We start from the raw sequence: 24851 nt of genomic DNA on the forward strand, positions 1-24851 counted from the left end.
GGCTTGTCCGTTGTACAGGCAAGCCGCGCATATTTTTATCGTTGATAAGACGGTTTCACGCTTTGTTTATGATTTTCTTCTTCTTTTGCTTGTTTGGTTATTTTCCGCTTGTGCAGACCTTTTGCGAAATAGAAAATAATAAGAATCAAGTACCAGGCAGGTCCCACGATTAGAGCAATGCGAGTATCAGGGAAATAGGCCATCAATCCGACAACACTGATAAGAAACGCTAGCGTTACATAGGAACTGAACGGGAACAGGGGCATTTTGTACTTCAGATTTTGCACTTGTTCCACGCTTAGGCTTTTGCGGTAGCGGATTTGCGCCAGCAGAATGATAGCCCACGTCCAAATTGCCCCGAATGTGCCGATGCTTGTCACCCACTGGAATACTTTTTCTGGTACGATATAGTTTAGTGTGACGCCAATGAGCAACGCTCCCGCGGAAGCGAGAATCGCGATGTTCGGCACACCGCTGCGGCTGATGTTCTTGAATTTCTGTGGCGCTTCACCTTGCTGTGCTAAGTTGAAAAGCATGCGGCCCGTGCTGAAAATCCCGCTGTTGCAGGATGAGAGCGCAGCAGTTAATACAACAAAGTTGATAATGCCCGCTGCGTAAGGGATACCGAGCTTGTCAAATGTCATGACGAACGGGCTACCTTTTGTGCCAATTTCATCCCATGGATAAATGGACAAGATGACAAACAATGCTCCGACATAGAAGAGCAAAATGCGCCAGAACACAGAATCAATAGCACGGGCGAGCGACTTTTCCGGGTTTTTGACCTCTCCCGCAGTTACACCGATCATTTCAATTCCAAGGAATGCGAACAGCACCATTTGCATGGACATGAGCACACCATTGATCCCGTTTGGCAGGAAGCCGCCGTGTGACCAGAGATTGCTAATGCCGGTTGCAACACCGCCATTCCCGATTCCAAAGATAACCATACCGAGGCCGACAATAATCATGAGAATAATGGTGACGATCTTAATAAGCGCAAACCAAAATTCAAGCTCACCGTAAGCTTTTACGGCGATCAGGTTGACTGCGGCCATAATGACAAGCGCAGCAAGCGCCCATACCCATTGATCAGTATTCGGGAACCAAAACTGCATGTATACGCCGACAGCCGTAATCTCAGCCATACAAGTTACGACCCAGAGGAACCAATAGTTCCAACCGGTTAGATACCCTGCTATGGGCCCGAGATAATCGCGCGCGTAGCGGCTGAACGAACCGGCTACCGGGTTTTGGATAGCCATCTCACCAAGCGCCCGCATAATGATAAACATTCCGGCTCCGGCCAAAGCGTACGCGAGCAGAATTGCAGGGCCTGCCAATTTAATGGCAGAAGAAGAACCGAGAAATAGGCCAACCCCGATGGCTGCGCCCAAGGACATTAACGCAATATGACGTTCTTCAAGGCCACGATGGAGTTCATGATGTTGTTTTTGCTTCATAGAACCTCCCAGAAAATTTTATATATAATAAAAATCATATTAAGGAAACGCTTTCATAATTCGATTATATAGTATATTTTCTCAAATTGACAGGTTTTTATACGAAGTAATTATTTTCTGATTATTTTTCGATAAAATTTATTATATAATTTTAATTTATAGAAAAATAAAAAAACCCCGTGAACGGGGGGAGGTTATAGTTTTGGAATACGGATGGGGCTCACCATTAAAACGGCGAGGATAAGCATAAGCAGGGGACTGGAAAAAGAAAAAAGCGCCAATACAGCAAGAATGAGTCCGGCCAATGTAATGGGTACACCCATATAATAGCCGACAGTAGGTTTAATGTTGAAACGACCGAGCCGCCAGGCGCCAGCAATCGGAAATGCGATAAAAGCGATGGTTAGCAGGGGAGAAGGTGTATGCATGGTATGAATCAAAATTGCGGGCGCTACTCCGAAGCTAACAATATCAGCTAGGGAATCCAGTTCGACTCCCATAGGGCTGTCCACTTTCAGCATACGCGCCAGTTTGCCGTCAAATACGTCGCATAGTGCAGCCAATAAAATTAAGAGGGCAGCCATTTTATAATATCCATTCATAGAAAAAGTAAGCGAAAAAATTCCACATACAAGATTACTTAACGTAAAACTGTTTGGGATCGATCGACGAATAGAACTCATTATACACCTCAGTATGTATTGTTTGTTTGCATTTTATCATATGAAGAGATAAAGAAAAATAGCCCATCAGCAAAACGCTGAAGGGCTTTCATCGTTATCAGAATAATCTTCATTTTGTACGGTCATTTCATTTATGATGCAAAGGGAAGGGGGACTGGAACAAAGCTGTGGGTCTTCCTCGATGGTTGAAAGATCAGAGGAGCAGGTTTCACAAATGTTCATGTCTACACGATGTGAGTCGCCATGTTTGACCTGCAGGCACGATAAACAAACATACATCCTCATGCTTTGTCCTCCTTCTTAAATTAGTATGTTTTTTATTATACCCTATTTGTTAGAAAATTTAAACGATAAAAATGGTGGATTTTATGGAAAATTACAGAAAAAGGTTTAGAAGAGGATACGAATCGTTTTCCCCTTAATTATAATTATATATATGAATGACAATTTTTTTGCAAAGGGGATAGAAATTTAAGAAATTTATTCATATTCTATTATGATAAGCAAAGAAGCGTGATACAAGAGGAAATAAAAACAGGCCGAATTTCCTTTTCGGCCTGAGAATATGGCGAAGTGGGCTTAGCTCCATTCCAAAGTATGGATAATCTTGTTTTTGAATAGGGCAAGCAGGAAATCAATGTAGTAGTCTTGTCGGACAATGATCTGGTACTCATGGTTAGGATGCGGGTAGAAAATAACATCCGTGTACACTTTGTCTTGGTCAAAAAATGCGCGCACTTTGCGTAACGAAGGGATAATTCCATCTACGTCCTTTACCTTAAGAATAAATTCGGTGTCAAGTTCATTCTTCTGCTCTTCAATTGTCAGGGCATTTGTATCATACTGGTAACTGATCATAGCGCTTTCTCCTTTTTACATAAGATAGCGTACGTAAATATATACAGTTGAAATAATGATGGATAAAATCATCAGCGGAAAGCCAATCCACAGGAATTTAAGGAAAGAAATGTGGTATCCCTCTTTAGAAGCCATCCCCGCTACAATCAAATTGGCACTGGCACCGATAAGTGAACCGTTCCCACCTAGGCACGCACCGAGGGCGAGACTCCACCAGAGCGGCTCCAGATCGCTAACACCCATTCTTCCCATCTCCTGAATCATCGGAATCATGGTGGCAACGAACGGAATGTTATCCACGAATGCGGAAGCGATCGCGCTCATCCAGAGAATGAGTAAGGACGTTGCTACCAGATCTCCTTTTGTAAGTTCGATCGCTTTATTTGCTAATTGGGCAATAACTCCCGTCTCTACCAGTCCAGAAACGAGCACAAACAGGCCAACAAAGAAGAAGATGGTTGTCCATTCGACCTTTGTTAATGCGTCTTCGAGATAATGTTCGCCTGTCAGCAGTAACAGAATAAATGCACCAAGCAGCGCAATAGTAGCGGATTCGATATGAACAATCTGATGCACGAAAAATCCTGCGATTGTCAAAGTGAGAATAGCCAGACATTTTTTTAAAAGGGCCGGATCTGTGATCTCGTCCTGTTCTCGCATATCCATCAGGCCGGCTTTTAATTCTTCGGTTGTCTGGATTTGTTTGCGGTACAGCAAAGCGAGAATCGCAACAGTTACAATAAGAATGAATGCGGAAATAAGAGCCAAATTATTGATAAATGCGACAAATGTCAATTCTTTTACCGCGCTTCCGATCATAATGTTTGGCGGATCGCCGATCATTGTCGCCGTTCCACCGATATTGGCGGTAAAAATTTCCGCGATTAAGTAAGGAATAGGCGAGATTCTAAGCTGTCGAGTAATACTGAATGTAACAGGTACCATAAGCAATACCGTCGTCACATTATCAAGAAACGCCGCACCAACGGCCGTAATAATACTTAATGCGATAAGAATTTTTATCGGGTCGCCGTTTACTTTTTTCGCCGCCCAGATCGCGATAAATTTAAACAGTCCGGTTTGCGCTGTAATAGCGACGATAATCATCATTCCGGTCAACAGACCAAGCGTATTGAAATCAATGTGGTGAATGGCGGTTTCCTGATTGACAATGCCTAGGGCGACCATGAGAGCACCGCCCAGCATGGCTACGATCGTCCGATGGATTTTTTCAGAAATAATAAGACCATATGTAACAAGGAAAATCCCGATAGCTATGAGTGCTTGTTGCTCCATTGTGCTTCTTTGAACCCCCCTATACTGAAATGTTTTGAACAAGTACTTACATACGGAAAACAGGAAAAAAGGTTTCAAAAACTTTTTAAATAGGAAGCCATCATAGAGGAAAAGAACAAGTGGGACGCGAAGGAATAGACGGAGAAAAAATAGGGAGAGGAAAGTACAATGAAATTTTTGCTGGCACCGGATTCATTTAAAGGAAGTGTTTCAGCAAAAGAAGCGGCTGAAGCGATGAGAAGGGGCGTACTTAAAGCAAGGCCTTCGGCTCGCACTTTTACACTTCCGCTATCGGATGGTGGAGAAGGCACGCTCGAACATTTGGTGAAAGCAACCAAAGGGACAATATACGAGACGATGATCGAAGATCCGTTAGGTAGGCCAATATGCGGATATTATGGTGTAACGGGAGATGGAAAAACGGCGATTGTAGAATTGGCGACCGCATCTGGCCTCACGCTCCTCAAAAAGGAAGAATTAAATCCGAGGCTTGCGTCTACGTTTGGCACCGGACAATTAATCATGCGAGCAATGGAACGAGGGATCGCTTCATTTATTATTTGCCTTGGTGGAAGCGCTACTGTAGATGGAGGGGCTGGAATTCTCCAAGCATTGGGGTTTCGGTTGCTTGACCATTGCGGAGAGGAGTTGCCGCGCGGAGGCGTCTATTTGCGGGAATTAGCGCACATTGACGATTCACGGGTCGATGAGGGCATAAAGCAGGCAAAATTCCGTCTCGCGTGCGATGTGACGAACCCACTGCTTGGACCGCAGGGAGCGGCCTATGTATTTGGCCCGCAAAAAGGAGCGGACAAAGAAGCGATACGTGAACTGGGGGAAGCGCTGACTGTCTGGGCGGATCAGATAAGGCACAAGACGGGTGTCGCTGTACACGATATGCCGGGAGCTGGGGCGGCGGGCGGAACGGCGGCCGGGCTGTGCGGTTTGCTTGGCGCGGAAATTCGTCCGGGATTTGCTATTGTTAGCGAGATGCTTGGACTGGAACGCTTGCTGGACGAGCATTCAATAACTGCCGTTCTGACTGGCGAGGGGCGCCTGGATGCCCAGACAGCGGGCGGAAAAGTAGTGGCGGGCGTATGTGCGGTTTGCGCCGGGCGCGGCATTCCGGTGATTGCTGTTGTTGGCGGCATCGACGGGGATATTTCGCCCCTTTACGGACGCGGGCTTACCGCCGCTTTCAGTTTGGTTGATGGCCCGCTTTCCGTGGAAGAAGCGATGGGGCGGGCCACGGTATTGCTTGAAAAACAAACAGAGCAAATTGTACGTGTATTTGTAAAAGCGAAAGGCATGTAAAAAACGTCTCAGCCTGTAGCTCCTGTTCCTTGCGGAACTTTGTCTACAGGCTGGCTCGTAGGCAATACCCGCGAGTTTTTCTTTTTTACGCATAAAAAAGATGGTGCGCAAGGACGCACCAACAAAGGGAGTCAACTGAAGACTAGCCAGAGGTATGTTGCGAGGTTCTTACTATTAATTTTACCTGTTTAAAATTAGCAATGAAACAAAAATCGTTCGTCAAATTCCACTTTTTATCTTCAAGAAATGACAAAATACTTTATATTTCAGGTATACTCCTGTTGAGAAAGACTGATCTCCTGATTTTTGTGTCAGGGTTGCGGCTGAAAAGCCATGTACGTTCATTTCTTCAACTTATAATGAGGAGTCTTGAGTGAATCTCCAATGTTGCGGATTTTTAAGTCTACATTTACGTCGATAGTCAATTGCTCAAAAAATGTTTTCGGCTGTTTACGTATCTGTTTATACATATCAGGGTGGTTTTTGAGCCTTGTAGTCAACCGAAACACATCGGCTTTGTACTTCTTTTTGAGTGTTTCTATAGTCTTGTGCAATCGTTTTTCCAGAATATCTGAATAAATACGCTCAGCCCGTTCAAGCTGGTTCGGTTTATCGAAGGAGGCGCCAAGACATTGATATTCCATTAGCTCGGTGTCCAACTCAATCTGAAACGTAATGTGGGGTCTATTGTTTTTCATGGTAGGACGGATGTTATTTTTTCCCTTGAGAATTTGCAATCCTACTTTTTTTCCAGCGTAGCAAGGAAAGTTCAATACCCCTCTTTCGATCTCGCCGTGTAGTATGGAAAGGTTTTGGATGTCGTTTTTGGACAATATGCCCATCTTCTTGAAGTTCTGAAAGACAGTCGCTTGATTAATGACAATTTGCTTTCTTTTGTTTATAGAGGCTGTAAGTAAAAAGAAAGGTGTGTTGCTCCGAACGCTCTTGCTCACGGTACCCAAATTGGATTCAGGCATGATCAATGTTTTTTGAACGCTGTCTGTGATCTCTGCAATATGCAGAGAGGGAGTTGGTTCCGACACGCTCGGTATTGTGAAGTACTCAGTAATCGGGCCTGTTGTCATAATTATCTCGGTGTGACGACGCATTTGGGGAAAGCGGGAGAAAAAGTCAAATAGTTCATTGAGCCCTTTCTCGGATACTTTTTCTCCTACAGCAATCATTTGCAGATGAGATAAAATGGGGAAGCGATCGCTTTGCGTGGTGATTTGCTCAATTCCGTTCGCAATGGACGGAGTTTTAAAGATAAAGTTGGTATAGCCTTTTGGTTGTTGTCCTGTCTGCGTCCCCATTCCCATCTGACCACTTGCACTGGCCGCTTCTACTACCTGCACGATAACTTGATACATACGCATTTCCTTTCCTGCAAAGCGTTCCGGGGGGAGTTCCTCAATACCAAGTCCTACGATGATCGCTCGCCTTTCCAATTCCCTATAATCCCAACATCCTGTTAGAAGAATGGCAGCAAAACTTATGAGTGTAATTGCTGATATAAAACTTCTCTTCCATTTTTTCATACGCTATCACCTTTTTGTTCGGGAGAGGGAAGGAGCCCCAGTTTTCGTCGTACAAATACACAGGTGAGGAGAAGTAGTGGATAGCCGATGAGAAGGAACAAACCGATAGCCCCTACCACATTCAGCCAACCCTCCATTTCGATCAAATTTTCCGGAACGAGGGACAAGACGAAGATTAACGGAAGCGATAACACCATCCACCATCGCAACGAAATACGCGGAAACGTGCGGTTCAATGCAAAAGCTGTTGAGAAAAAAGTGACTAGATGGGTGGTATACGCTAAAGGGAGCCATAAGATAATCAGCAATAGTTCGGCTCGTTCTATAAATTGTCTGACAATTTCAATAGTTTTTGCCATCGTAATGACAGGGTATGTTTGAGCTATGGTCACATCCGGTCCAAGCGTAACTAATGCACCCAACACGACGAAGATATAAAAGATGCCGGACACTCCAATGCCGATAGCGGTGTGCAGATACGCTTTCTCTTTCTTGGCAATAAACGGGTAATACAGAAATAAAATTTCATAGCCCAGAAAGGAGTACACCGTATTCGGTAACGATTGAATGACAGAGGTCATTCCGTCCAAAAAAGGTACCCGTAGTTCATACCAATCAGCTTCCAAATAAGCTAACATCAAAAAGAACACCAACATAAAGATAGAACTGGGGATTCCTGATTCATGTATCCGGACGATTGGCATGAGGCCGTCCCATGAGGAATAAAGAAGGATGAGTAGCATGCTGCCAATGATGACTTCAATGGGGGTAAATGGCAGCATTTCTGATCTCACTACTTCCGCCATGACTCGGATTCCGGTAATAGTGAAAAATAAGTAGTACCCTGCAAGCGATAGGTTAAACAACAGTCCGACCGTACGGCCGAAAAGTTTTACATTGTATTCAATTACCGTGTCCCCTGGAAAGACGCGAGCGATCCGTAAAATTAACCATAGCGAGAAAAAGCAGAAGCCTATCGCTAATATGATAGTCAGCCATGCGTCTTCTCGCGCTTTTTCCATCACCCCTCGAGGTAGCGTGATAAAACCGGTACCGATAATGACGCCGAATATGAGGAACACAAGTTGAACAGGGGTTAAGCTTGGACGAACTTCATTTCCACTCATCATAATTAATATCACCCTTCTTTATGGAAATTGCTTCTTTTACTCAGCTTTTGCGTACATTTTCCTTCCTTCTCGAATGAGTGATAATTCCTTGGAAAAGTAAACATGGTTCATTGACAGCGGTGATTCTTCAAGACGCTGCTTGATTATCGTTTGTTCTCCTTTTTGTGTTGTTTTCTAGATATCATTGGCAAAGGCTTACTTTTACTTCTTTGCAACGGGTTAAGAAATGAGGGGCGTTTTGTAAGCTTTTTAAACGGAAAACGTACCAGTGTATCTTTCCAATCCGCTATGCGAAGAGGAGAGAGAGGGGCCAGATAGGGCACTCCAAACGAGACAAGTCGGGCCGTATGAGCGTGAATGAAAAACAACCCCAATATCAAGCCGTAGAGTCCTAGAATGCTGCTACAAAAAAGCACGAAGAAGCGTAAAATTCGATATGTGATGCCCAGTAAGTAGACAGGGGCTGTAAAGGACGAGATCGTGGTGAGCGCGATAATCACGATGGTAACGGGGCTCACCAGATTGGCGTTGACGGCCGCTTCTCCGATGACCAAGCCCCCGATGATACTGACGGCCTGTCCAATTGGTTTGGGCAGTTTTACTCCGGCTTCCCGAAGAATTTCAATCATGATTTCCATTACAAATATTTCCATTAAAATCGGTAGAGCTACCTTTGTTCGAGCAGCGTCCATAGAGATAACCAGTCGTGTGGGAATCAGCTCAGGGTTAAAGGCGGTTAACGAAAGGTACAATCCTGGAATTACGATACTGAACAGGAGGGCAAGCATTCGAACAAAGCGGATTAGGGTCGCGTACTGCCAACTGCTGTAGTAATCATCAACCGTGTCCAGCAGCTGGAAAAATGTGATAGGAAGAATGAGTGCGTGAGACGAGTTCCCCGTCATGACCACCACGTTCCCTTCCAACAAGTAGGAGCAGACGACGTCTGGCCGTTCTGTCGGACGCAGCTCGGGAAATAAAGAAAACGAATTGTCTTCGATTAATTCCTGTAGATGCATTTGTCCTTGTATGATATCTGTGTCGATAGCAAACAGGCGCCTTTTCACTTCTTCTATGATACTCGGATTAGCCACATCTTCTAGATAGAATATACAAACCTTGTGTTTTCCCCGCTTTGTTATATTAATGACTTCGATAGTTAATTTGGGATCACGCAGACGTTGGCGGATTAGCGTAATATTGGTATCCAAATCCTCTATAAAGCTTTCTTTCGGTCCGATCACGCTTTGTTCTGTATCGGGATTTGCAATATTCCGCTTTTCTACCCTTTCTACTCCAACCGCGAGCCCCGTGGCTTCCCCGTCAACAATTAACAGTGCTTTTCCATCCAGCATTTGTTGAATAGCAGCTTGCCAGTCCATGATCCGTTGTGTTTCTGTGGTGGCCACGATTTGTCGCTGGATTATTTGCAGAAGCTCATGTTTCGCTTTTTCTTCGGATAAAAGCAGTCCCTTTTCGCTTGCATCTTTGTCCCAACGCTCCTGTAAGGGAAGGATGACGTATTCACTTAGATGTTGGATATCTACAAGACTTTGAAAGAAAAATAAAGCGACGCGCCTTCCTGCGCAAATCAGGTGGTGCGAAGTGAAATCCGTATTTTGGCCCAATTGTTCCGTAATGTCCTGAACGTTTTTTTCTAGCGAAGTGTGCAAGGGTTGCAAGGGGATAGAGGATATCGCTGCCTTCTCCTGTGAAAGCCATTGCTTTGATTTACGGGCTTTCTTCCGCCAGAGCTGACTCATTTTCATCGTTATGAATCTTCCCCCTTTATCATTTTTTTTAGGATTTTTTTTATTATTAACGAATACATGATGAACAATACAAAGGGTAGCGCTAACGTTTTGACAATGAAACTCATGCTGATCTCATCTATGTGGATGGGGACGCGAAGCTAAGTCAGCGAAAAATTCGTGTGTTTTCTTATTACCTTAAGCTACCAGTATAGTGCATATATAATTATGACCTGTTTATCTGGGCTGCCCTTTGCATTTAGACATTCTACCAGTATAGTGCATATATAATTATGACCTCTATTCGCTACGCTGGCAGAGTAAGATTTTGTTTGCAGTAATGCGATGGCACGTCGTGTGGAAGACTTGATGTTGGCGATGCAAGTGATTTCCACACCAGAGTCATTGAAGAGGGCTCCAATTTAGACGAGAGATTCTCAATGTGTGAAGGGGTTGCGAATTGGAGTTTATACCACTGATGGCATCCTAGCTCCGTCCGCGTTGTTTAGCGGTCACTGATTTTTGTTTCGAAGCAAAAATACTCTATATAAAGCAGGGGATAAGGTATAATAAATAAGGCGAACGTACGCGCCTTAGGCGTTGATATAGTTTTTCGTCATTAGGAGAGGAGTGGTTACTTTTGGCTATGTTCTCTAGCCCCAGTATGATTATGATGTTTATTACAGGTGTCATCATTCTGGTTGTTTTCTTTGGGGCGATTATTACTGCCATTGTCCAAACAGCGCGCGGGAAGTGGAAGGTGGATTACGATGCTCTCGCCGCCAAAAATGCTGTGGAAGACGAAGCGCGGCGCAAAGCGAGAAAGCTTAGACAGAAGCAAGTATAGGGGAGAATGAGGGTTTGATCCGACTATATACGAAAACATAAAAGTAGCGCTTGAGGGCGCGATATACGATTTCGATTTTGCGGGCGAAATTCTGGTTACTTCCCGCAGCGATACCGTGGAGTTGGCCTCCATGTCCCGCACGTACACAATTGGCTTCAGTGAGCGACATAAGAAGGCAGAAAAAGGAACGACAGCGCTTCTGATCTTGTCTGCTGATGCGGCGGATCTGGTGGGGGAGATTCTTGAGCTTCCCGAAAGCGAAGGCCGGAAGTTTGGCTGTACGCTGCGCGTCCAATTCGTTATGGAAATAACAGATATAGCGCGGTGCAGAAGAATTGAGGAAGAACTCAACGCTATATGGTCGCATCGTCCGCTTATCATGCAGGAACTAGCTTTTCGGTACGAGCCTTTAGAGCTCGATGAACCTGCCTTGTACCGCAACACCGTTACGCTTGATTTTGGACGCAAAATTAACGAAGATAACATTGGCGATATATATAATATCGTTGAACATACCGTGCATTCTTTGCGTCGGTTGGATTGATTCGGTGAATTTCTATATCTAAAAACCCCTGTTTTACGCAAAACAGGGGTCCCTCAGCATTATATCGTATTATGAAACTGGATTTCAAGTTTGGTATCATTTGTAACGATATCGTCGACGGTAAGAGCGGTATTGTCCGCATCCCTAATTAACAATGCTTCTGCCAGCGTTGATTTGTCTCTTCCAGGCGGTAGCGCTTGGAAGAACCAGGGATGAATCGTAAGCAAGATTTCAAGGATGGCGCCGACGGTATGCGGGTGATCGAGATGAATATCCATTGTCTCCGAAGTTTGCGTCCCGTATAACGTTACCAGCATGTCACAGTTCCTTTACATATTTGTTGACTTTGCGCATGGCGCTCGATTGGCTGATGCCGAGTTTTTCCGCCAGCTTGTAAGTGCTGCCGCACTCTTCGTACATACGTCGGATAATTTGCCCTTCGTACAATTCCAGCCTTTTTTTGAGCGAGAGGTTTTCATGTTCTTGCTCTGTCATTGTTTCATCTTCATCTCGAAGCGCAGTTGCAATATGTTTGGTTGTAATGGTATCTTCGTCGATCGTGACTACGAGCCGTTCGAGAAAATTGTGCAATTCCCGGATATTACCCGGCCAATTGGCGCGCCGTAACTCTTCTGCGGCTGCATGGCTGAGTTTTTTTTCAATGCCGTACATATCTTTAAATTCTTCGAGAAACTGTATGGCTAGCGGCACGATGTCTTCTTTTCGCTCCCTGAGAGGAGGGATCGTGATGGGAATGACATTAAGCCGATAGTATAAATCGTTGCGAAACGTTTTTTCTTCCACCTTCTTTTTCAAGTCCTGGTTCGTGGCTGCGATAATACGTACGTCCACTTGAATTGGGGTGGTGCCACCGATGCGGAAAAATTGCTTTTCTTGCAGGACATTGAGCAGTTTGGCTTGCATTGGCAGTGGAAGTTCCCCGATTTCATCCAGAAATAGCGTCCCGCCGTTCGCCGCTTCGAACAGCCCTTTTTTCCCTTTTTCATGTGCGCCGGAAAATGCGCCACGCTCATAGCCGAATAGTTCTGATTCAATCAGTGCTTCGGGAAATGCGCTACAGTTCACAGAAAGAAAAGGAGCGTGTTTGCGCGGGCTCATATTGTGCAAATAACGGGCAAGGTGCGTCTTACCGACTCCAGACTCCCCGAGAAAAAGCACGGTGCTGTCCACTTTTGCCACTTTTTCGATTTTGGACAGTACCTTAAGCATCGCCGGGCTGCGCACGGACAATATCATACCTGATGCTTCTTCATGCTGTTTTAGCGTTTCTTCGTATGTTTCCACACGTTCTTGCAGCTGGTCAAGCTGTTCACGCAGGTGCAAAAGTTCGGTAATATCGCGCGAGTTGCTTACTACGCGGATGAGCTTTCCATCTTGCGTAAAAACAGGGGTAGCTGTCACGAGCAGCTTGCGTCCGTTCAGTGTTTGTTGCACGAGATTGATTTGTTTGCGCTGCGCGATCACATCGAGTGTCGCAGAAGGGGAGAAAATGCCTCCCGCGACTAGCTCCGTCACGTGTTTTCCTACCATTTGCTCAGCTTTAAGCCCGTAGTTACGTTCACAGGCACCGTTCACCCGGACGGTATATCCTTCCCCGTCCGTGACGAAAATTTCGTCATATGCTGCGGCGAAGACGCTTTTCAGTTCAGCGTATAGATTCTCGTATTCGGTGGCAATATGGCTTTCCGCGTTTTCCCACGGAAAGACGAGCCAGGTGAAGCCGCCGGTTTCGGCAAGTATTTTTCCTTTCCAAAGAAACCCATCTGTGCGTTGGAAAAATTCACCGTCCGCTGCCCACTTACGCAAACACTCGGACAGGCGGACGGGAGTCCAATCTTTTTGGAAAAACCATTTTTCAATCAGCTTGTTGTATTCGAAATATTCTTCACGTACATAACAGAAGCCGATTGAAAACGTATCAAGAAACGGTGCGATGTGGATATTCGAATCCATAAGGGCGCCTCCTTATTATAGGGCGCCGGAATATACGGCGTTCTTATTTGTTTCGGTTGAAGCAAACGAGCTTCATTTCTGTCATTTCTTCGGTTGCATACTTGATGCCTTCGCGTCCTACGCCGCTTTCCTTTACGCCGCCATACGGCATATGGTCGACGCGGAATGTCGGGAAATCGTTAATCATCACACCGCCTACTTCCAAGCGTTCCGCCGCTTCAAAGGCGTGTTCCATGTTGTTCGTGTATATGCCAGCCTGCAAACCATAGCGGGAGTCATTCACCGCTTCAATCGCTTCATCAAACGTATCGAATGGGCTGATAACGACGACCGGTGCGAACGTCTCCTGACAGCTTACTTTCGCGTGCGGTGGCACATCGACGATAACTGTCGGCTTGACAATATTGCCTTCCGTGCCTCCGGTTAGCACTTTCGCGCCGAGCGTTTCTGCTTCTTCGATCCAGGAAGCGATTCGTTCTACATCCTTTTGTGAAATAAGCGCGGCGATGTCGGTTGTCTCATCCAGCGGATCGCCAATGCGGAGTTTCTTCGTTTCCGCTACAAATTTCTCCACGAAGCTATCATACAGAGAGCGGTGCACATAGATGCGCTGAAGTGAAATGCATACTTGGCCCATGAACGTAAATGCCCCGGTTACGGTACGCTTGATAATGGGCTCAATATCGAACCCTTCGTCGATAATTAGGCCGGAGTTGGAGCCGAGTTCAAGCACAACTCGCTTCAGGCCCGCTTTGGCGCGGATCGTCTTGCCTACTTCTGGACTTCCGGTGAAAGTAATGATTTTTACGCGGTCATCGCATACAAGCTCGTCCCCGACTTCGCTGCCCGGCCCTGGAATGACTTGCAGGGCGCCCGCAGGTAGTCCTGCTTCCGCGAATAAATCGGCAATAAAGTAAGCGGAAAGCGGCGTTTGATCCGCAGGCTTTAAGATAACAGCATTCCCTGCGGCAAATGCCGGGCCGAGTTTATGCGCCACAAGGTTGAACGGGAAGTTGAACGGCGTAATTGCTCCGACGATGCCAAGCGGTTGGCGTACCGTGTAAGCAATGCGGTTTTCACCCATAGCTGACGCGTCCATAGGAATCGTTTCACCGTGGATGCGGCGCGCCTCATCAGCGGAAAATTGGTATGTCTCAATTGTACGTGCGATTTCCCCACGTGCGACCGCAATCGGTTTTGCTGCCTCCAACGCTAAAATACGGGCCGCTTCTTCTTTGCGTTCTTTTAGAAGCAAGGAGACGTTTTGCAGAATAGCGGCACGCTTATGGGCCGGCATTTTGGCCATCACTTTTGCCGCTTCTTCCGCATGGTCAATCGCCGCTTTCATATCTTCCCGCGTTCCGATAGCTACTTCTGCAATTACTTCTCCGGTATGCGGGGATCGAAGCTGTTTATAAGAAGAAGCTTCTTTTGCCCCTCCGGCAATATAAAGCGGTTTCTTCGGTATGGTTTGATTCATTTTCGAAAACCCCTTTCAACGTAAACACTAAAATTAGTGAACTTGCAGAGCGGATGTAGCGGCTGCGATGGATTCCTCGAGAATATCGAGACCTTCCTCAAGCTGTTCGTCTGTAATGACAAGCGGCATCAATACGCGAAGTACGTTGCCGTATAAGCCGGCGCTGAGAGTGATTAAACCACGTTTATTGGCTTCATTTACAATTGTACCTACAACTTCTTTATTTGGTTCTTTCGTTTGTTTGTCTTTGACAAACTCCATAGCGCACATTGCACCTAAGCCCCGTACATCTCCAATTATATCGTATTTTTCCGCAAGCTTGGCAAACCGCTCCATCACTTTTTCGCCGATAACGCGCCCGCGTTCGTTCAGGTTGTATTTCTCGATCACATCAAGCACTGCAAGCGCCGCACGGCATCCGAGCGGGCTTCCCGAATATGTGCCGCCTAATTCTCCCGGATTGGACATTTCCATAATTTCTTTGCGTCCGATTACGCCGCTAATTGGCAGACCTGCACCCATAGATTTAGAAATGGTTATTAAGTCTGGAACGACATCAAAATGTTCAACTGCGAAATATTTACCTGTACGGCTGAAGCCGGTTTGAATTTCATCCGCAACGAATACGATACCGTACTGTTTACAAAGTTCCGCCACACCTTGCACGAATTTTTTGGATGGAACGATGAATCCGCCTTCGCCCTGCACTGGTTCCATGACGACTGCGGCGATCGTTTCCGGAGCTACGTCACCAAGCAGGAAGTTTTTAAATTCGTTTAGCACGTGTTCATCATATTGTTCGACGCTCATGCCTTCTGGACGACGGTATGCGTAATGATACGGCGCCTTGTAGATTTCGGGCGCGAACGGACCGAACTCAAATTTGTACGGTTTTACTTTGCTTGTCATGGACATCGTCAACAGTGTGCGTCCATGAAAACCACGAGAGAAGACGACAACGCCCTGACGTTTTGTGTATTTGCGCGCGATTTTCACCGCGTTTTCCACCGCTTCTGCGCCGCTGTTCAAAAACATCACTTGCTTTTCATGATCTCCTGGCGCTAACTTCGCAAGACGCTCCGCAAGTTCAATATACGGTTCATACATCATGACATTAAAGCCGGTATGGATATACTTATCAACTTGATCGTGGAGCGCTTCTACAACTTCCGGTGTGCAGTGACCGACGTTAATCGTACCGATGGCACCTGCAAAGTCAATGTATGTGTTGCCATCAACATCTGTCAGGATCGCTCCCTGCGCTTTTTCTACAAAAGTAGGGATGCCGTTACTGATACCTTTAGGAACGTATTGTTTCCGGCGTTCCAGAATTTCTTTAGCCTTCGGACCTGGCAGTTCTGTTTTTACATGAGCGAATTTGTATCCCATTTGTGTACCTCCCTGGCAGATAGAATATATGAAAAATGATTCATGTACGTTCTGTATATTTCATTAAAGCAAGAGGCGTGCCAAGCTAAAAAAAGATATAATTATTGGGAAACGAAGGAAGTCGGCAGTAAAGTTGAGTCATTTTTGACTTTTATATAAGTCTTTTTTGACTTAAATCTGAGTTTATCATGTATCGATATGAAAGCGAATGGTTTTATTGCTAAAAAGTTTGTGTTGGTTTTGCAGGGATGGAAATTTTTTGCAAGTATTAGTCGTTATATGGTCGATAGATTATGGAATGTGTCACAAAATTGCGTGCCATGGGTTCTATAAATTGTACGTAGTCTTTGATATTTCGACTTTCATATTTCAATATAAATGTCGAAGCATCGAAGATGATAGCATAGAAAGGGAGAAGGAGAAGTGCGAAAGAAAATATGGATTGGTGTTATTACAGGGGTCATAGCAATAGGGGGATATATCGTCTATTCGGCGTACGTACCACGCAGCGTGGAAGGAACGCCGGTGTCGCTTGCTACCGTTGTGCAAAAAGATATGGAAAGTCGTATCATGACTACCGGTAAAGTAAAGATGGAACAAGAAATGACGGTATACGCAGGGGCGAGCGGAAAAATTGTTGCTTTGCATGCAGCGGAGGGAGCGCCGGTGAAAAAAGGTCAGATATTAGGTGAGATTTATACGGAGGATATAAAAAACCAATTAATTGATATAGACAGTCAATTGATAGATATGGATGAGCAGGCGAGGGATGTCGATAACCAGGTTGCCGATACTTCAGCGCAAATCGCCGAAAAAAAGGCGGAGTTAGCGAAATTGCAAGCTGCGAATGATGCCATTGAAATTGCGAAAGCGGAAAACGGGATTCGTCAAGCCGAGCAAGAGCTTGAACAAGCGAAGCGAGAATACGCCCGCATCAAAACGCTTGTGGAGAGCGGAGCTGAAAAGAAGCAGGAATTGGATAAAGCGAGCGACCAGATAAAACAGGCTGAATTTAAGCTGAAAACGTCGCAATATGAACTGGCAGAGAAGAAAAAAGGGCCGAAGCGGGAAGAGGTCACCGCTTTGCTGGTATCGATTGCACAGCTTGAAGAGAAGAAGAAGCGGACGGCGACGAAAAAAGAGAGCATTGCGAGCAAAAAACAAAAAATCGAAGAGAAAAGGCAGCAGTTGCTTGCCCAGAGAAATGACGCGCTTATCGTGGCTCCTATCGACGGAACCGTATTGACGCAAAAAGCGAAGGCGGGCGAATATACGACAAAAGGCAATGAACTATTGAAAGTGGGAACGACACAAAATATATACGTGGAAGCGGAAATTGCGGAAGCTGATATCGGCAAAGTGCGCGTCGGTCAGAAAGCTAAGCTGGAAGGAGGCGCGTTAGGCAAACAGGTGGCCGAAGCTCATGTGGTAAGCATCTCACCGGTAGCGATAGAAGCCGCCACACAGAAAAGCGGACAGCAGAGCGAACGGGCCAAAGTGGCGGTGAAGCTGGCATTGGACAAACCAAATGAGCTTTTGCGCCCCGGCTTTCGGATAGATGTAACGATTGTGCACCAAAGCGCGAAACAGGCGCTGCAAGTACCGATCGAAGCGGTGCAGAAGAACGGCGGGAAAGCGTTCGTCTGGATAAATGAGAACGGTCTGGCGAAGAAGAAGGCGGTTGTCACCGGAATGGAAAACGAATTGTTTGCCGAAGTTAAACAAGGTTTGAAAGCGGGCACGAAAGTTATCACCAATCCGGGGCCGCAATTAAAGGAAAATGAGCCGGTTATGGAAGCGAATGTTCCCGGAGAAGCGAGATAAAAGGGGCGGTACAGCATGGTAAAAGTAGAGAATATGTCCAAAGTGTACCGCACAGGCGGTGGCGATATTTATGCGATGAAGAATGTTTTCGTAACGGTTGAAAAAGGGGAATTTGTCGCTATTATGGGACCATCCGGTTCGGGAAAATCGACATTTATGAACATGATTGGCTGCCTGGATCGACCGACGAGCGGGCTGTATCATTTAGACGGAATGGAAGTAACGAATTTGTCGGATAAGCAGCTTGCCCATGTACGTAACCAAAAAATCGGTTTTGTTTTTCAAACCTTTCATCTTTTGCCGCGTTCAACCGCACTGCGCAATGTTGAATTGCCGCTGATTTATGCCGGGGTCGGAAGAAAGGAACGGACGGAACGGGCGCGTGCGGCTCTTGCGCGTGTCGGGCTCGACGAACGTATGAATCATATTCCGAATCAGTTATCAGGCGGACAGCGGCAGCGGGTAGCGATTGCGCGCGCGCTCGTAAATGAGCCGGCGATTGTGCTGGCTGATGAGCCAACCGGGGCGCTTGATTCGCGGACAAGCATTGAAATTATGGACATTTTCCAACAGTTAAATGAACAAGGAACGACTATTATTCTTGTTACGCATGAACCGGATATCGCATGCTATGCGAAGCGGTTAATCCGCTTCCGCGACGGCCAGGTAGTCGCCGATGACCCCGTGAGGGATCGATTATTCGCGTCGCAACAACTGGCGTCGGAGCGCCAACAGGAGGTGTAATCTATGCGTTTGCTGGAAAGCTTAAGCATGGCTTTGGACGGTTTGCGCGCCAATAAGCTGCGTTCTTTTCTAACGATGCTGGGGATTATTATTGGTATCGCGTCTGTCATTGCGGTTATGACGCTTGGGAAAGGGGGCGAAAGTGCGGTCGTGCAGCAGGTAAGCAAGTTCGGCCAAAATAAATTTATGGTATATACCCGCTACGATACGGAGGAGCCTGAAGATCCGAACGCGCTTACTTTGGAAGATGCGGAATATTTGCCGCAGGTGAGTCCGTACATTTCCGCTGCCGTAGCCAACTCTTACGTAGGCAATACGGAGCTTTACTGGCTCAATAAGAAGAAAACCGTCGAAGTAAGGGCGACGACGGCCCAGCTTCCGGCTGTACAACCCACGCTCCACATGGTGCAAGGCCGCTTTTTTACCGACGAGGATGATAAAAACCGCCGACCGGTTATCGTATTGGAAGACGGAGCAGCTCAGGAATTGTTCGGGACGGAAAACCCGATCGGTCAGCGCGTGCGTTTTAACGATCGGAGCGTAGTGGTGATCGGCGTATTTAAGCAGGAGAAAGTAAGCTTTGATTTTTCCAAAGCAAAGAGCGCGTTTGTTCCGTTTCGTTTTGCGAATGAGCTGTCTGAAAACCAAACGGTAAGCAACATTGAAATGACCGCCATTTCCAAAGAAGCATTGCGGCCTGCGATGAAGCAGGTCAAGGATTATTTGAACCGCAAGCATAACCATAAAGATTACTATGAAGTTTTAAGTATGGAAGACAATATTAAAGAGTTTTCGCAAATGACTGGAATGATTACCCTGATTTTTAGCATTGTAGCTGGCATTTCCCTCGTGGTGGGCGGCATTGGCGTGATGAATATTATGCTTGTGTCCGTGACGGAACGGACAAGAGAAATCGGAATCCGCAAAGCGCTTGGAGCGCAGCGGAAAGATATTTTGCTTCAGTTCCTACTGGAGTCGATGATTTTGTCGTTAATCGGCGGCTTAATCGGAGCATTGCTTGGTATTGGTATATCAGCTATCGGCTTTTCCTATGCTAATATACCGCTTTTGATTTCATGGGAGACCGTTTTGCTTGCATTTTCCGTGTCCAGTTCCATCGGGATTTTCTTCGGATTGTATCCTGCTAACAAAGCGGCAAAGCTAAATCCGATTGAGGCGTTGCGTTATGAATAAGAAGCGGGCTGCTCTTTAACTCTGAAGCCTCTTTGCATAATGAATGAGAGGATTTTTTTGAAAAGTATTGTCTTTTTAGAAAAAGCCGAGTATAATCAAATTTAATAAATCCGATCAATATAATATGAATTCTCTTTCTTATCCAGAGAGATGGAGGGACTGGCCCAATGAAATCTCGGCAACCTAATTCGGTTAGGTGCCAATTCCAGAAAGCACACGCTTGAAGATGAGGAAGAGGGGATCGTAGAATATAAGCCCTTCTTCTTTAATGAAGCAGGGCTTTTTTAATTAAATTAAACATATAAAACAAATTTTATTAATATTATTTTTGGAAAAAAAGGGGATGGTTATATGGTGGCAGGTAAAGTGTATCTTGTGGGTGCCGGGCCAGGCGATCCAAAGTTGATTACAGTGCGTGGGCTTGAGCTTCTACAACGGGCGGATGTGATTGTATATGACCGTCTGGCCAGTCCAAAGCTGCTTGATTATGCAAAAAAGGAGGCTGAATGCATTTATTGCGGAAAAGAGACAAATCACCATTCGTTATCCCAGACGGAAATTAACGAGATCATTGTGGCGAAGGCTGTGCAAGGGAAAGAGGTTGTTCGTTTAAAAGGGGGTGATCCATTTGTTTTCGGGCGCGGTGGGGAAGAAGCGGAAGCCTGTATCGCGGCCGGCATCGACTATGAAGTTGTGCCGGGCATTACATCGGGTATCGCTGCTCCGGCTTATGCAGGAATACCTATCACGCACCGTGATTATTCATCCTCCGTCGCGTTTGTGACTGGCCACAAAGCTGTAGAGAAGGAGCAAAGTGGTATTCAGTGGGAGAAGTTGGCCACTGCGGTAGATACGCTGGTATTTTACATGGGGGTCGGCAATTTGCCGGAAATTGTGAAAAATCTTCATAAGTACGGCCGGGCCAAAGAGACACCTGTGGCACTTATCCGCTGGGGTACATGCGAAAATCAGGAGACGCTTATAGGTACATTGGAGACGATTGTAGAGCAGGTACAACAGGCACGCTTTCGTTCTCCGGCAGTGATTGTCGTAGGCGAGGTTGTCCGCCTGCGGGAGCAGTTAGCTTGGTATGAACAACAGCTGCGTCAAGTCATTATTGCATAATATTCGCTGAGATGAGAGGAGAGAGTATGAATGAGTTATACACCAATATGGGCACAAAATAAGGAGAAATTGAATAAAACAGAATTAATAAAACTGGAGAAAGATGGACTGGATGTTATTGAGGACATTTATCGTTATGCGAAAACTGGTTTTGAATCCATTACGCCGGATGATATGGATCGTTTTAAGTGGGCAGGTGTATATCAGCAGCGCCCGAAAGACGGGTGCTTTATGATGCGTGTCCGGGTTCCGTCCGGAAATCTTACGTCCGAGCAGGCGCGCACGCTTGCGAGTATCGCGCATGATTATGGCAGGGATTTAATCGATATTACGACACGTCAGGCGATTCAGTTTCACTGGTTGCGGATCGAAAATTTACCGGACATTTTTGAACGGTTGGCTGCCGTCGGATTGTCCTCATTTGAGGCGTGCGGCGATTGCCCGCGTACGATTGTTGGCAATCCGCTTGCGGGGCTCGATCCGTACGAATTAATAGATACGACCCCGCTTGTGAAACAGTTGTCCGATACGTTTTTAATGAACCGGGATTTTTCCAACCTGCCGCGCAAATATAAAATTTCGATTTCTAGCAATATTTATAATGCCGGTCATGCCGAAATTAACGATCTGGCGTTTACCCCGGCCACGAAAGTAATCGCTGGCAAGGAAATCATCGGTTTTCATGTCTGGGTTGGCGGCGGACTATCGTCCCGTCCGTATTTGGCTCAACAGCTCGATGTATTTGTGCGACCGGAAGAAGTCGTGAAGGTAGCGGTCGGCGTTACAACGATTTTCCGTGACTATGGATACCGGGAGAAGCGTCATCACGCACGCTTGAAATTTCTTGTCGCTGATTGGGGAGCGGAGAAGTTTCTTGCCAAGTTAAAAGAGCTTGTCGGCGAGCTGGAGACGCGGGGCGAAGATAAGATTAAGGGATGGAATGCAGGATATTTTACCGGTATTCATAAACAGCGCCAGGAAGGGTTGAGTTATGTTGGTCTGTCCGTTCCGGTAGGACGTATGTCGGCACAGGAATTGGAAGAACTGGCGCATCTCGCCGATGAATATGGTAATGGCTCACTGCGTACATGCAATTCGCAAAATATCATAATTACCGGCATACCGGATGAAAGAGTGGAAGAACTGTTGCAAGAAAAAGTGTTGGAACGTTTGACACCGTATCCGAAGAATTTTACTGCTTTCGCCGTTTCTTGCACCGGCAATGAATTCTGTAATCTTGCGATCGTTGAAACGAAAGAAAGAATGCGCCAATTGGCGGAATATCTAGATGAACATGTGGAGTTGGATGAACCAATTCGCATGCATATGGTCGGTTGTCCGAACTCATGCGGTCAGCGGCAAATTGCTGACATTGGCTTTCAGGGAGCGCTTGTTAAAACGGAAGACGGCATGAAAGATGCGTTCGATATTTTCCTTGGCGGTACGCTGGGCCCGAACGCGAAATTTAACGAAAAGCTGAAAGGACGCGTGCTTGGCGAGCAACTGCACCGGGTCGTGTTGCCGTTGCTTGCCTATTATAAGGAAGAAAAGCGGAACAAGGAAAGCTTCTTTGATTTCGTACAGCGTGTTGGAATTACACCGTTCCAAGAGAGGCTGGATGCGGCTCTGAAACAGTTGGTATAAAGGATGCCTGGGCATAGGAGAGGTGAGGCGATGTTTATCTATAGATTTGAGATATTGTTTAGGGATGGGGGAACAGCTGCCGTTGTAGTCATACATGAAAATGAAGAAAAAGCGTTCCGCAGCGCCCAGAATCAAATTGAACGCTATTTTTTGCCGCCGAGGCCGGTTGCGGAGATAGCCATTGTAGAAAAAAAGCCGGCTGGAACGGGCCGGGGGTATGTGATCGAGCCATGATTCTGACGTGCGCGGCCATTGCCATTGCCCTGTTTTTCGCGATGAATATCGGCGCCAGCGGTACAGCCGCTGCGATGGGCGCGGCGTATGGCGGGGGAGCTATTCAAAATAAGAAGCTCGCAATGCTGATTGTAGGTGCAGCTGCTTTGCTCGGTGCTGTGTTAGGTGGAGGCGAAGTAGTGAAAACAATCGGGGGAGGTATCATCTCTTCCTCTATTCTCACTGTGGAGATTGTAATAATTATTCTGGCCTCAGCGACACTCACGCTGTTTATAGCAAATCTGATGGGGGTTCCCCTGTCAACGAGTGAAGTGACGGTTGGTTCGATTGTCGGCATCGGGCTCGCGTACAAATCCTTATTCGTCAGCAAACTTGCAGTCATTATTTCCTTCTGGATCGCGGTTCCTCTGGTCTCGTTTAGTGTGGCGTATGTGCTGGGGCGACTAATTAAGATAGCGGAAGTGAAGTGGCCGCATCTTAGCAGACAGGGAAAATGGCAGCGCTGGCTGGGAAGATTGCTTGTGATCGGCGGTGCGCTTGAGGCATTTTCGGCCGGTATGAACAATGTGGCGAACGCGGTTGGGCCGCTTGTTGGCGCCGGGTTAATGTCTGTTTCCGCTGGCGTTTGGATGGGTGGAATATTCGTGGCGCTTGGTGCGGTTTTGTTGGGCGGTAAAGTGTTGGAGACAAACGGGAAAAAAATTACCCGTCTTTCGCTTTTGCAGGGCAGCGCGGTTTCTTTCACCAGCGGAGGATTGGTCATTATCGCCTCTTTGTTGGGCATCCCTGTTCCGCTTGTACAGGCGACTACCTGTGCTATTATGGGCGTTGGTACTGCGGACAACGGTTTTAAGCTTTGGCAGAAAAGAGTTATTCACCAAATCGCAAAGGTGTGGATTGTTTCTCCGGTATCTTCACTTGTCGTGGCTTACGCGATGGTTCATCTCTGGTTGCAGCCGAATCCGTATGTGTTAATCGTTATTATAAGCGTATTTATCACTACGCTAGGATTAATGAACCTTTCCCAGACGATCCGTAAAGAAAAAAGCGCCATTCATGATCAGAGAGGAGGAATCTAGGTGCCGGATATGACATTTTCATATGAAACGCTGACATCTGAACGCTGCGAAGAAATAAATAAAACATTGGAAAATAAGGATGCGCTGGATGTATTAAAGTGGGCATATGGCCTATTCGGTGACAATCTAATCTATGCTTGCAGCTTTGGTGCTGAAGGTATGGTTTTAACCGACTTAATTAGCCGGGTGCGTCCGGATGCCCGTATCGTTTTCCTGGATACACATTTACACTTTAAAGAAACGTATGAAGTTATTGAGCGCGTGAAAGTCAAATATCCGAAATTGCGCATTCAGATGAAGGAGCCGGCGCTGTCCGTACAAGAGCAGGCAGAGCAGTATGGTTCAGAATTATGGAAGATAGATCCGGATTTATGCTGTAAATTACGGAAAATTCAGCCTTTAGAAGAAGTGATGGCGGGCACGGTGGCTTGGTTATCTGGTTTAAGACGGGAGCAGTCGCCGACGCGGGCGAACACACAGTTTGTCAATATTGATCGCAGGTTCCGATCCATTAAAATCTGCCCGTTAATTTATTGGAAATGGGAAGAAGTATGGAGTTATATCAAGCTTTATCAACTTCCATATAATGAATTGCATGACAAAGGTTATCCGAGCATTGGCTGTAAACATTGCACGTTACCGGTGGAAGACGGGAGCGACTCACGTGCCGGACGTTGGAGCGGTACGGGCAAGACGGAATGCGGTCTGCATCAATAAGAATGAAAGAGTTGAGGAAAAGG

At 46.3% G+C, this 24851-nt stretch carries 22 protein-coding genes and 1 riboswitch; of the genes, 11 read left to right on the top strand and 11 right to left on the bottom strand.

Annotated elements, in window-relative coordinates:
* Positions 1-35 precede the first annotated feature (35 nt).
* From K3F53_RS03220 to K3F53_RS03235, 4 genes are all read right to left on the bottom strand, one after another.
* A complete protein-coding gene (locus K3F53_RS03220; RefSeq protein WP_057899835.1) occupies positions 36-1463 on the bottom strand; it encodes an amino acid permease in 1428 nt (475 codons plus the stop codon).
* A gap of 194 nt (positions 1464-1657) precedes the next feature.
* Complete coding sequence (gene pssA / locus K3F53_RS03225) at positions 1658-2149, bottom strand: CDP-diacylglycerol--serine O-phosphatidyltransferase (RefSeq protein WP_057899834.1); 492 nt, start codon at positions 2147-2149, stop codon at positions 1658-1660.
* 576 nt (positions 2150-2725) lie between these two features.
* Positions 2726-3004: a hypothetical protein gene (locus K3F53_RS03230; RefSeq protein ID WP_057899833.1), complete on the bottom strand. Its 279-nt coding sequence runs from the start codon at positions 3002-3004 to the stop codon at positions 2726-2728.
* A 15-nt stretch (positions 3005-3019) separates the two neighbouring features.
* The gene (locus tag K3F53_RS03235; RefSeq protein WP_220559332.1) at positions 3020-4300 is read right to left on the bottom strand and encodes an ArsB/NhaD family transporter; all 1281 of its coding nucleotides are present in this window, start codon (positions 4298-4300) and stop codon (positions 3020-3022) included.
* A gap of 168 nt (positions 4301-4468) precedes the next feature.
* On the opposite strand from K3F53_RS03235, the gene K3F53_RS03240 reads away from it, so the two are divergent.
* Entirely contained in the window at positions 4469-5614 is a 1146-nt protein-coding gene (locus K3F53_RS03240; RefSeq protein ID WP_057899831.1) for a glycerate kinase, read from the top strand.
* Positions 5615-5955: 341 nt separating this feature from the next.
* Here the strand turns inward: K3F53_RS03240 and K3F53_RS03245 are convergent, their stop codons facing one another.
* The 3 genes from K3F53_RS03245 to K3F53_RS03255 all read right to left on the bottom strand — a co-directional run bounded on the left by K3F53_RS03245 (position 5956) and on the right by K3F53_RS03255 (position 10051).
* Positions 5956-7152 (bottom strand): Ger(x)C family spore germination protein, encoded by a 1197-nt coding sequence (locus tag K3F53_RS03245; RefSeq protein WP_057899830.1) that lies wholly within the window; start codon positions 7150-7152, stop codon positions 5956-5958.
* Positions 7149-8282, bottom strand: a complete 1134-nt coding sequence (locus tag K3F53_RS03250; protein WP_057899829.1) for a GerAB/ArcD/ProY family transporter — start codon at positions 8280-8282, stop codon at positions 7149-7151. Before K3F53_RS03250 ends, K3F53_RS03245 begins: the two co-directional genes overlap by 4 nt.
* Positions 8283-8425: 143 nt before the next feature.
* Positions 8426-10051, bottom strand: coding sequence for a spore germination protein (locus tag K3F53_RS03255; protein WP_057899828.1), 1626 nt, complete (start codon positions 10049-10051; stop codon positions 8426-8428).
* Between the two features lie 622 nt (positions 10052-10673).
* On the opposite strand from K3F53_RS03255, the gene K3F53_RS03260 reads away from it, so the two are divergent.
* Positions 10674-10880, top strand: coding sequence for a hypothetical protein (locus K3F53_RS03260; protein ID WP_220559333.1), 207 nt, complete (start codon positions 10674-10676; stop codon positions 10878-10880).
* Positions 10881-11010: 130 nt separating this feature from the next.
* Positions 11011-11424 carry a hypothetical protein gene (locus K3F53_RS03265; RefSeq protein ID WP_220559334.1) on the top strand — a complete coding sequence of 138 codons (414 nt, stop codon included), beginning with the start codon at positions 11011-11013 and terminating at the stop codon, positions 11422-11424.
* 59 nt (positions 11425-11483) lie between these two features.
* Here K3F53_RS03265 and K3F53_RS03270 read toward each other — a convergent pair whose 3' ends face one another.
* From K3F53_RS03270 to gabT, 4 genes are all read right to left on the bottom strand, one after another.
* The gene (locus K3F53_RS03270) at positions 11484-11741 is read right to left on the bottom strand and encodes a hypothetical protein (protein ID WP_057899825.1); all 258 of its coding nucleotides are present in this window, start codon (positions 11739-11741) and stop codon (positions 11484-11486) included.
* Position 11742: 1 nt separating this feature from the next.
* Positions 11743-13122, bottom strand: coding sequence for a sigma-54 interaction domain-containing protein (locus tag K3F53_RS03275; RefSeq protein WP_408863336.1), 1380 nt, complete (start codon positions 13120-13122; stop codon positions 11743-11745).
* Positions 13123-13441: 319 nt separating this feature from the next.
* Positions 13442-14878 carry an aldehyde dehydrogenase family protein gene (locus K3F53_RS03280; protein ID WP_057899824.1) on the bottom strand — a complete coding sequence of 479 codons (1437 nt, stop codon included), beginning with the start codon at positions 14876-14878 and terminating at the stop codon, positions 13442-13444.
* Between the two features lie 33 nt (positions 14879-14911).
* Positions 14912-16267, bottom strand: coding sequence for a 4-aminobutyrate--2-oxoglutarate transaminase (gene gabT / locus K3F53_RS03285; protein WP_091260471.1), 1356 nt, complete (start codon positions 16265-16267; stop codon positions 14912-14914).
* 423 nt (positions 16268-16690) lie between these two features.
* Here gabT and K3F53_RS03290 point away from each other — a divergent pair, with 423 nt between their 5' ends.
* The 8 genes from K3F53_RS03290 to K3F53_RS03325 all read left to right on the top strand — a co-directional run bounded on the left by K3F53_RS03290 (position 16691) and on the right by K3F53_RS03325 (position 24828).
* The gene (locus K3F53_RS03290; protein WP_057899822.1) at positions 16691-18091 is read left to right on the top strand and encodes an efflux RND transporter periplasmic adaptor subunit; all 1401 of its coding nucleotides are present in this window, start codon (positions 16691-16693) and stop codon (positions 18089-18091) included.
* Positions 18092-18106: 15 nt separating this feature from the next.
* On the top strand, positions 18107-18835 hold the full coding sequence (locus K3F53_RS03295) for an ABC transporter ATP-binding protein (protein ID WP_091260472.1): 729 nt from the start codon (positions 18107-18109) through the stop codon (positions 18833-18835).
* A 3-nt stretch (positions 18836-18838) separates the two neighbouring features.
* The gene (locus tag K3F53_RS03300) at positions 18839-20029 is read left to right on the top strand and encodes an ABC transporter permease (RefSeq protein ID WP_057899820.1); all 1191 of its coding nucleotides are present in this window, start codon (positions 18839-18841) and stop codon (positions 20027-20029) included.
* 135 nt (positions 20030-20164) lie between these two features.
* Positions 20165-20262: riboswitch (SAM riboswitch) on the top strand.
* Between the two features lie 118 nt (positions 20263-20380).
* On the top strand, positions 20381-21154 hold the full coding sequence (gene cobA / locus K3F53_RS03305; protein ID WP_220559336.1) for a uroporphyrinogen-III C-methyltransferase: 774 nt from the start codon (positions 20381-20383) through the stop codon (positions 21152-21154).
* 30 nt (positions 21155-21184) lie between these two features.
* Positions 21185-22798: a nitrite/sulfite reductase gene (locus K3F53_RS03310; protein ID WP_057899818.1), complete on the top strand. Its 1614-nt coding sequence runs from the start codon at positions 21185-21187 to the stop codon at positions 22796-22798.
* 30 nt (positions 22799-22828) lie between these two features.
* On the top strand, positions 22829-23032 hold the full coding sequence (locus tag K3F53_RS03315; RefSeq protein WP_057899817.1) for a DUF3906 family protein: 204 nt from the start codon (positions 22829-22831) through the stop codon (positions 23030-23032).
* Complete coding sequence (locus tag K3F53_RS03320; protein WP_057899816.1) at positions 23029-24111, top strand: sulfate permease; 1083 nt, start codon at positions 23029-23031, stop codon at positions 24109-24111. Before K3F53_RS03315 ends, K3F53_RS03320 begins: the two co-directional genes overlap by 4 nt.
* Positions 24112-24120: 9 nt before the next feature.
* On the top strand, positions 24121-24828 hold the full coding sequence (locus K3F53_RS03325) for a phosphoadenylyl-sulfate reductase (protein WP_057900425.1): 708 nt from the start codon (positions 24121-24123) through the stop codon (positions 24826-24828).
* Positions 24829-24851: the final 23 nt, after the last annotated feature.

The sequence above is a fragment of the Aneurinibacillus thermoaerophilus genome (assembly GCF_019603355.1).
Lineage (GTDB): Bacteria > Bacillota > Bacilli > Aneurinibacillales > Aneurinibacillaceae > Aneurinibacillus > Aneurinibacillus thermoaerophilus.

Excerpts from the sequence above, each read along its gene's own strand:
- gabT (WP_091260471.1), bottom strand. The coding sequence starts at position 16,267 with ATGGGATACAAATTCGCTCATGTAAAAACAGAACTGCCAGGTCCGAAG.
- K3F53_RS03240 (WP_057899831.1), top strand. The coding sequence starts at position 4,469 with ATGAAATTTTTGCTGGCACCGGATTCATTTAAAGGAAGTGTTTCAGCA.
- K3F53_RS03325 (WP_057900425.1), top strand. The coding sequence starts at position 24,121 with ATGACATTTTCATATGAAACGCTGACATCTGAACGCTGCGAAGAAATA.
- K3F53_RS03230 (WP_057899833.1), bottom strand. The coding sequence starts at position 3,004 with ATGATCAGTTACCAGTATGATACAAATGCCCTGACAATTGAAGAGCAG.
- K3F53_RS03270 (WP_057899825.1), bottom strand. The coding sequence starts at position 11,741 with ATGCTGGTAACGTTATACGGGACGCAAACTTCGGAGACAATGGATATT.
- K3F53_RS03320 (WP_057899816.1), top strand. The coding sequence starts at position 23,029 with ATGATTCTGACGTGCGCGGCCATTGCCATTGCCCTGTTTTTCGCGATG.
- K3F53_RS03315 (WP_057899817.1), top strand. The coding sequence starts at position 22,829 with ATGTTTATCTATAGATTTGAGATATTGTTTAGGGATGGGGGAACAGCT.
- K3F53_RS03255 (WP_057899828.1), bottom strand. The coding sequence starts at position 10,051 with ATGAAAATGAGTCAGCTCTGGCGGAAGAAAGCCCGTAAATCAAAGCAA.
- K3F53_RS03220 (WP_057899835.1), bottom strand. The coding sequence starts at position 1,463 with ATGAAGCAAAAACAACATCATGAACTCCATCGTGGCCTTGAAGAACGT.
- K3F53_RS03250 (WP_057899829.1), bottom strand. The coding sequence starts at position 8,282 with ATGATGAGTGGAAATGAAGTTCGTCCAAGCTTAACCCCTGTTCAACTT.
- cobA (WP_220559336.1), top strand. The coding sequence starts at position 20,381 with ATGGTGGCAGGTAAAGTGTATCTTGTGGGTGCCGGGCCAGGCGATCCA.
- K3F53_RS03245 (WP_057899830.1), bottom strand. The coding sequence starts at position 7,152 with ATGAAAAAATGGAAGAGAAGTTTTATATCAGCAATTACACTCATAAGT.
- K3F53_RS03295 (WP_091260472.1), top strand. The coding sequence starts at position 18,107 with ATGGTAAAAGTAGAGAATATGTCCAAAGTGTACCGCACAGGCGGTGGC.
- K3F53_RS03235 (WP_220559332.1), bottom strand. The coding sequence starts at position 4,300 with ATGGAGCAACAAGCACTCATAGCTATCGGGATTTTCCTTGTTACATAT.
- K3F53_RS03280 (WP_057899824.1), bottom strand. The coding sequence starts at position 14,878 with ATGAATCAAACCATACCGAAGAAACCGCTTTATATTGCCGGAGGGGCA.
- K3F53_RS03265 (WP_220559334.1), top strand. The coding sequence starts at position 11,011 with ATGTCCCGCACGTACACAATTGGCTTCAGTGAGCGACATAAGAAGGCA.
- K3F53_RS03310 (WP_057899818.1), top strand. The coding sequence starts at position 21,185 with ATGAGTTATACACCAATATGGGCACAAAATAAGGAGAAATTGAATAAA.
- K3F53_RS03300 (WP_057899820.1), top strand. The coding sequence starts at position 18,839 with ATGCGTTTGCTGGAAAGCTTAAGCATGGCTTTGGACGGTTTGCGCGCC.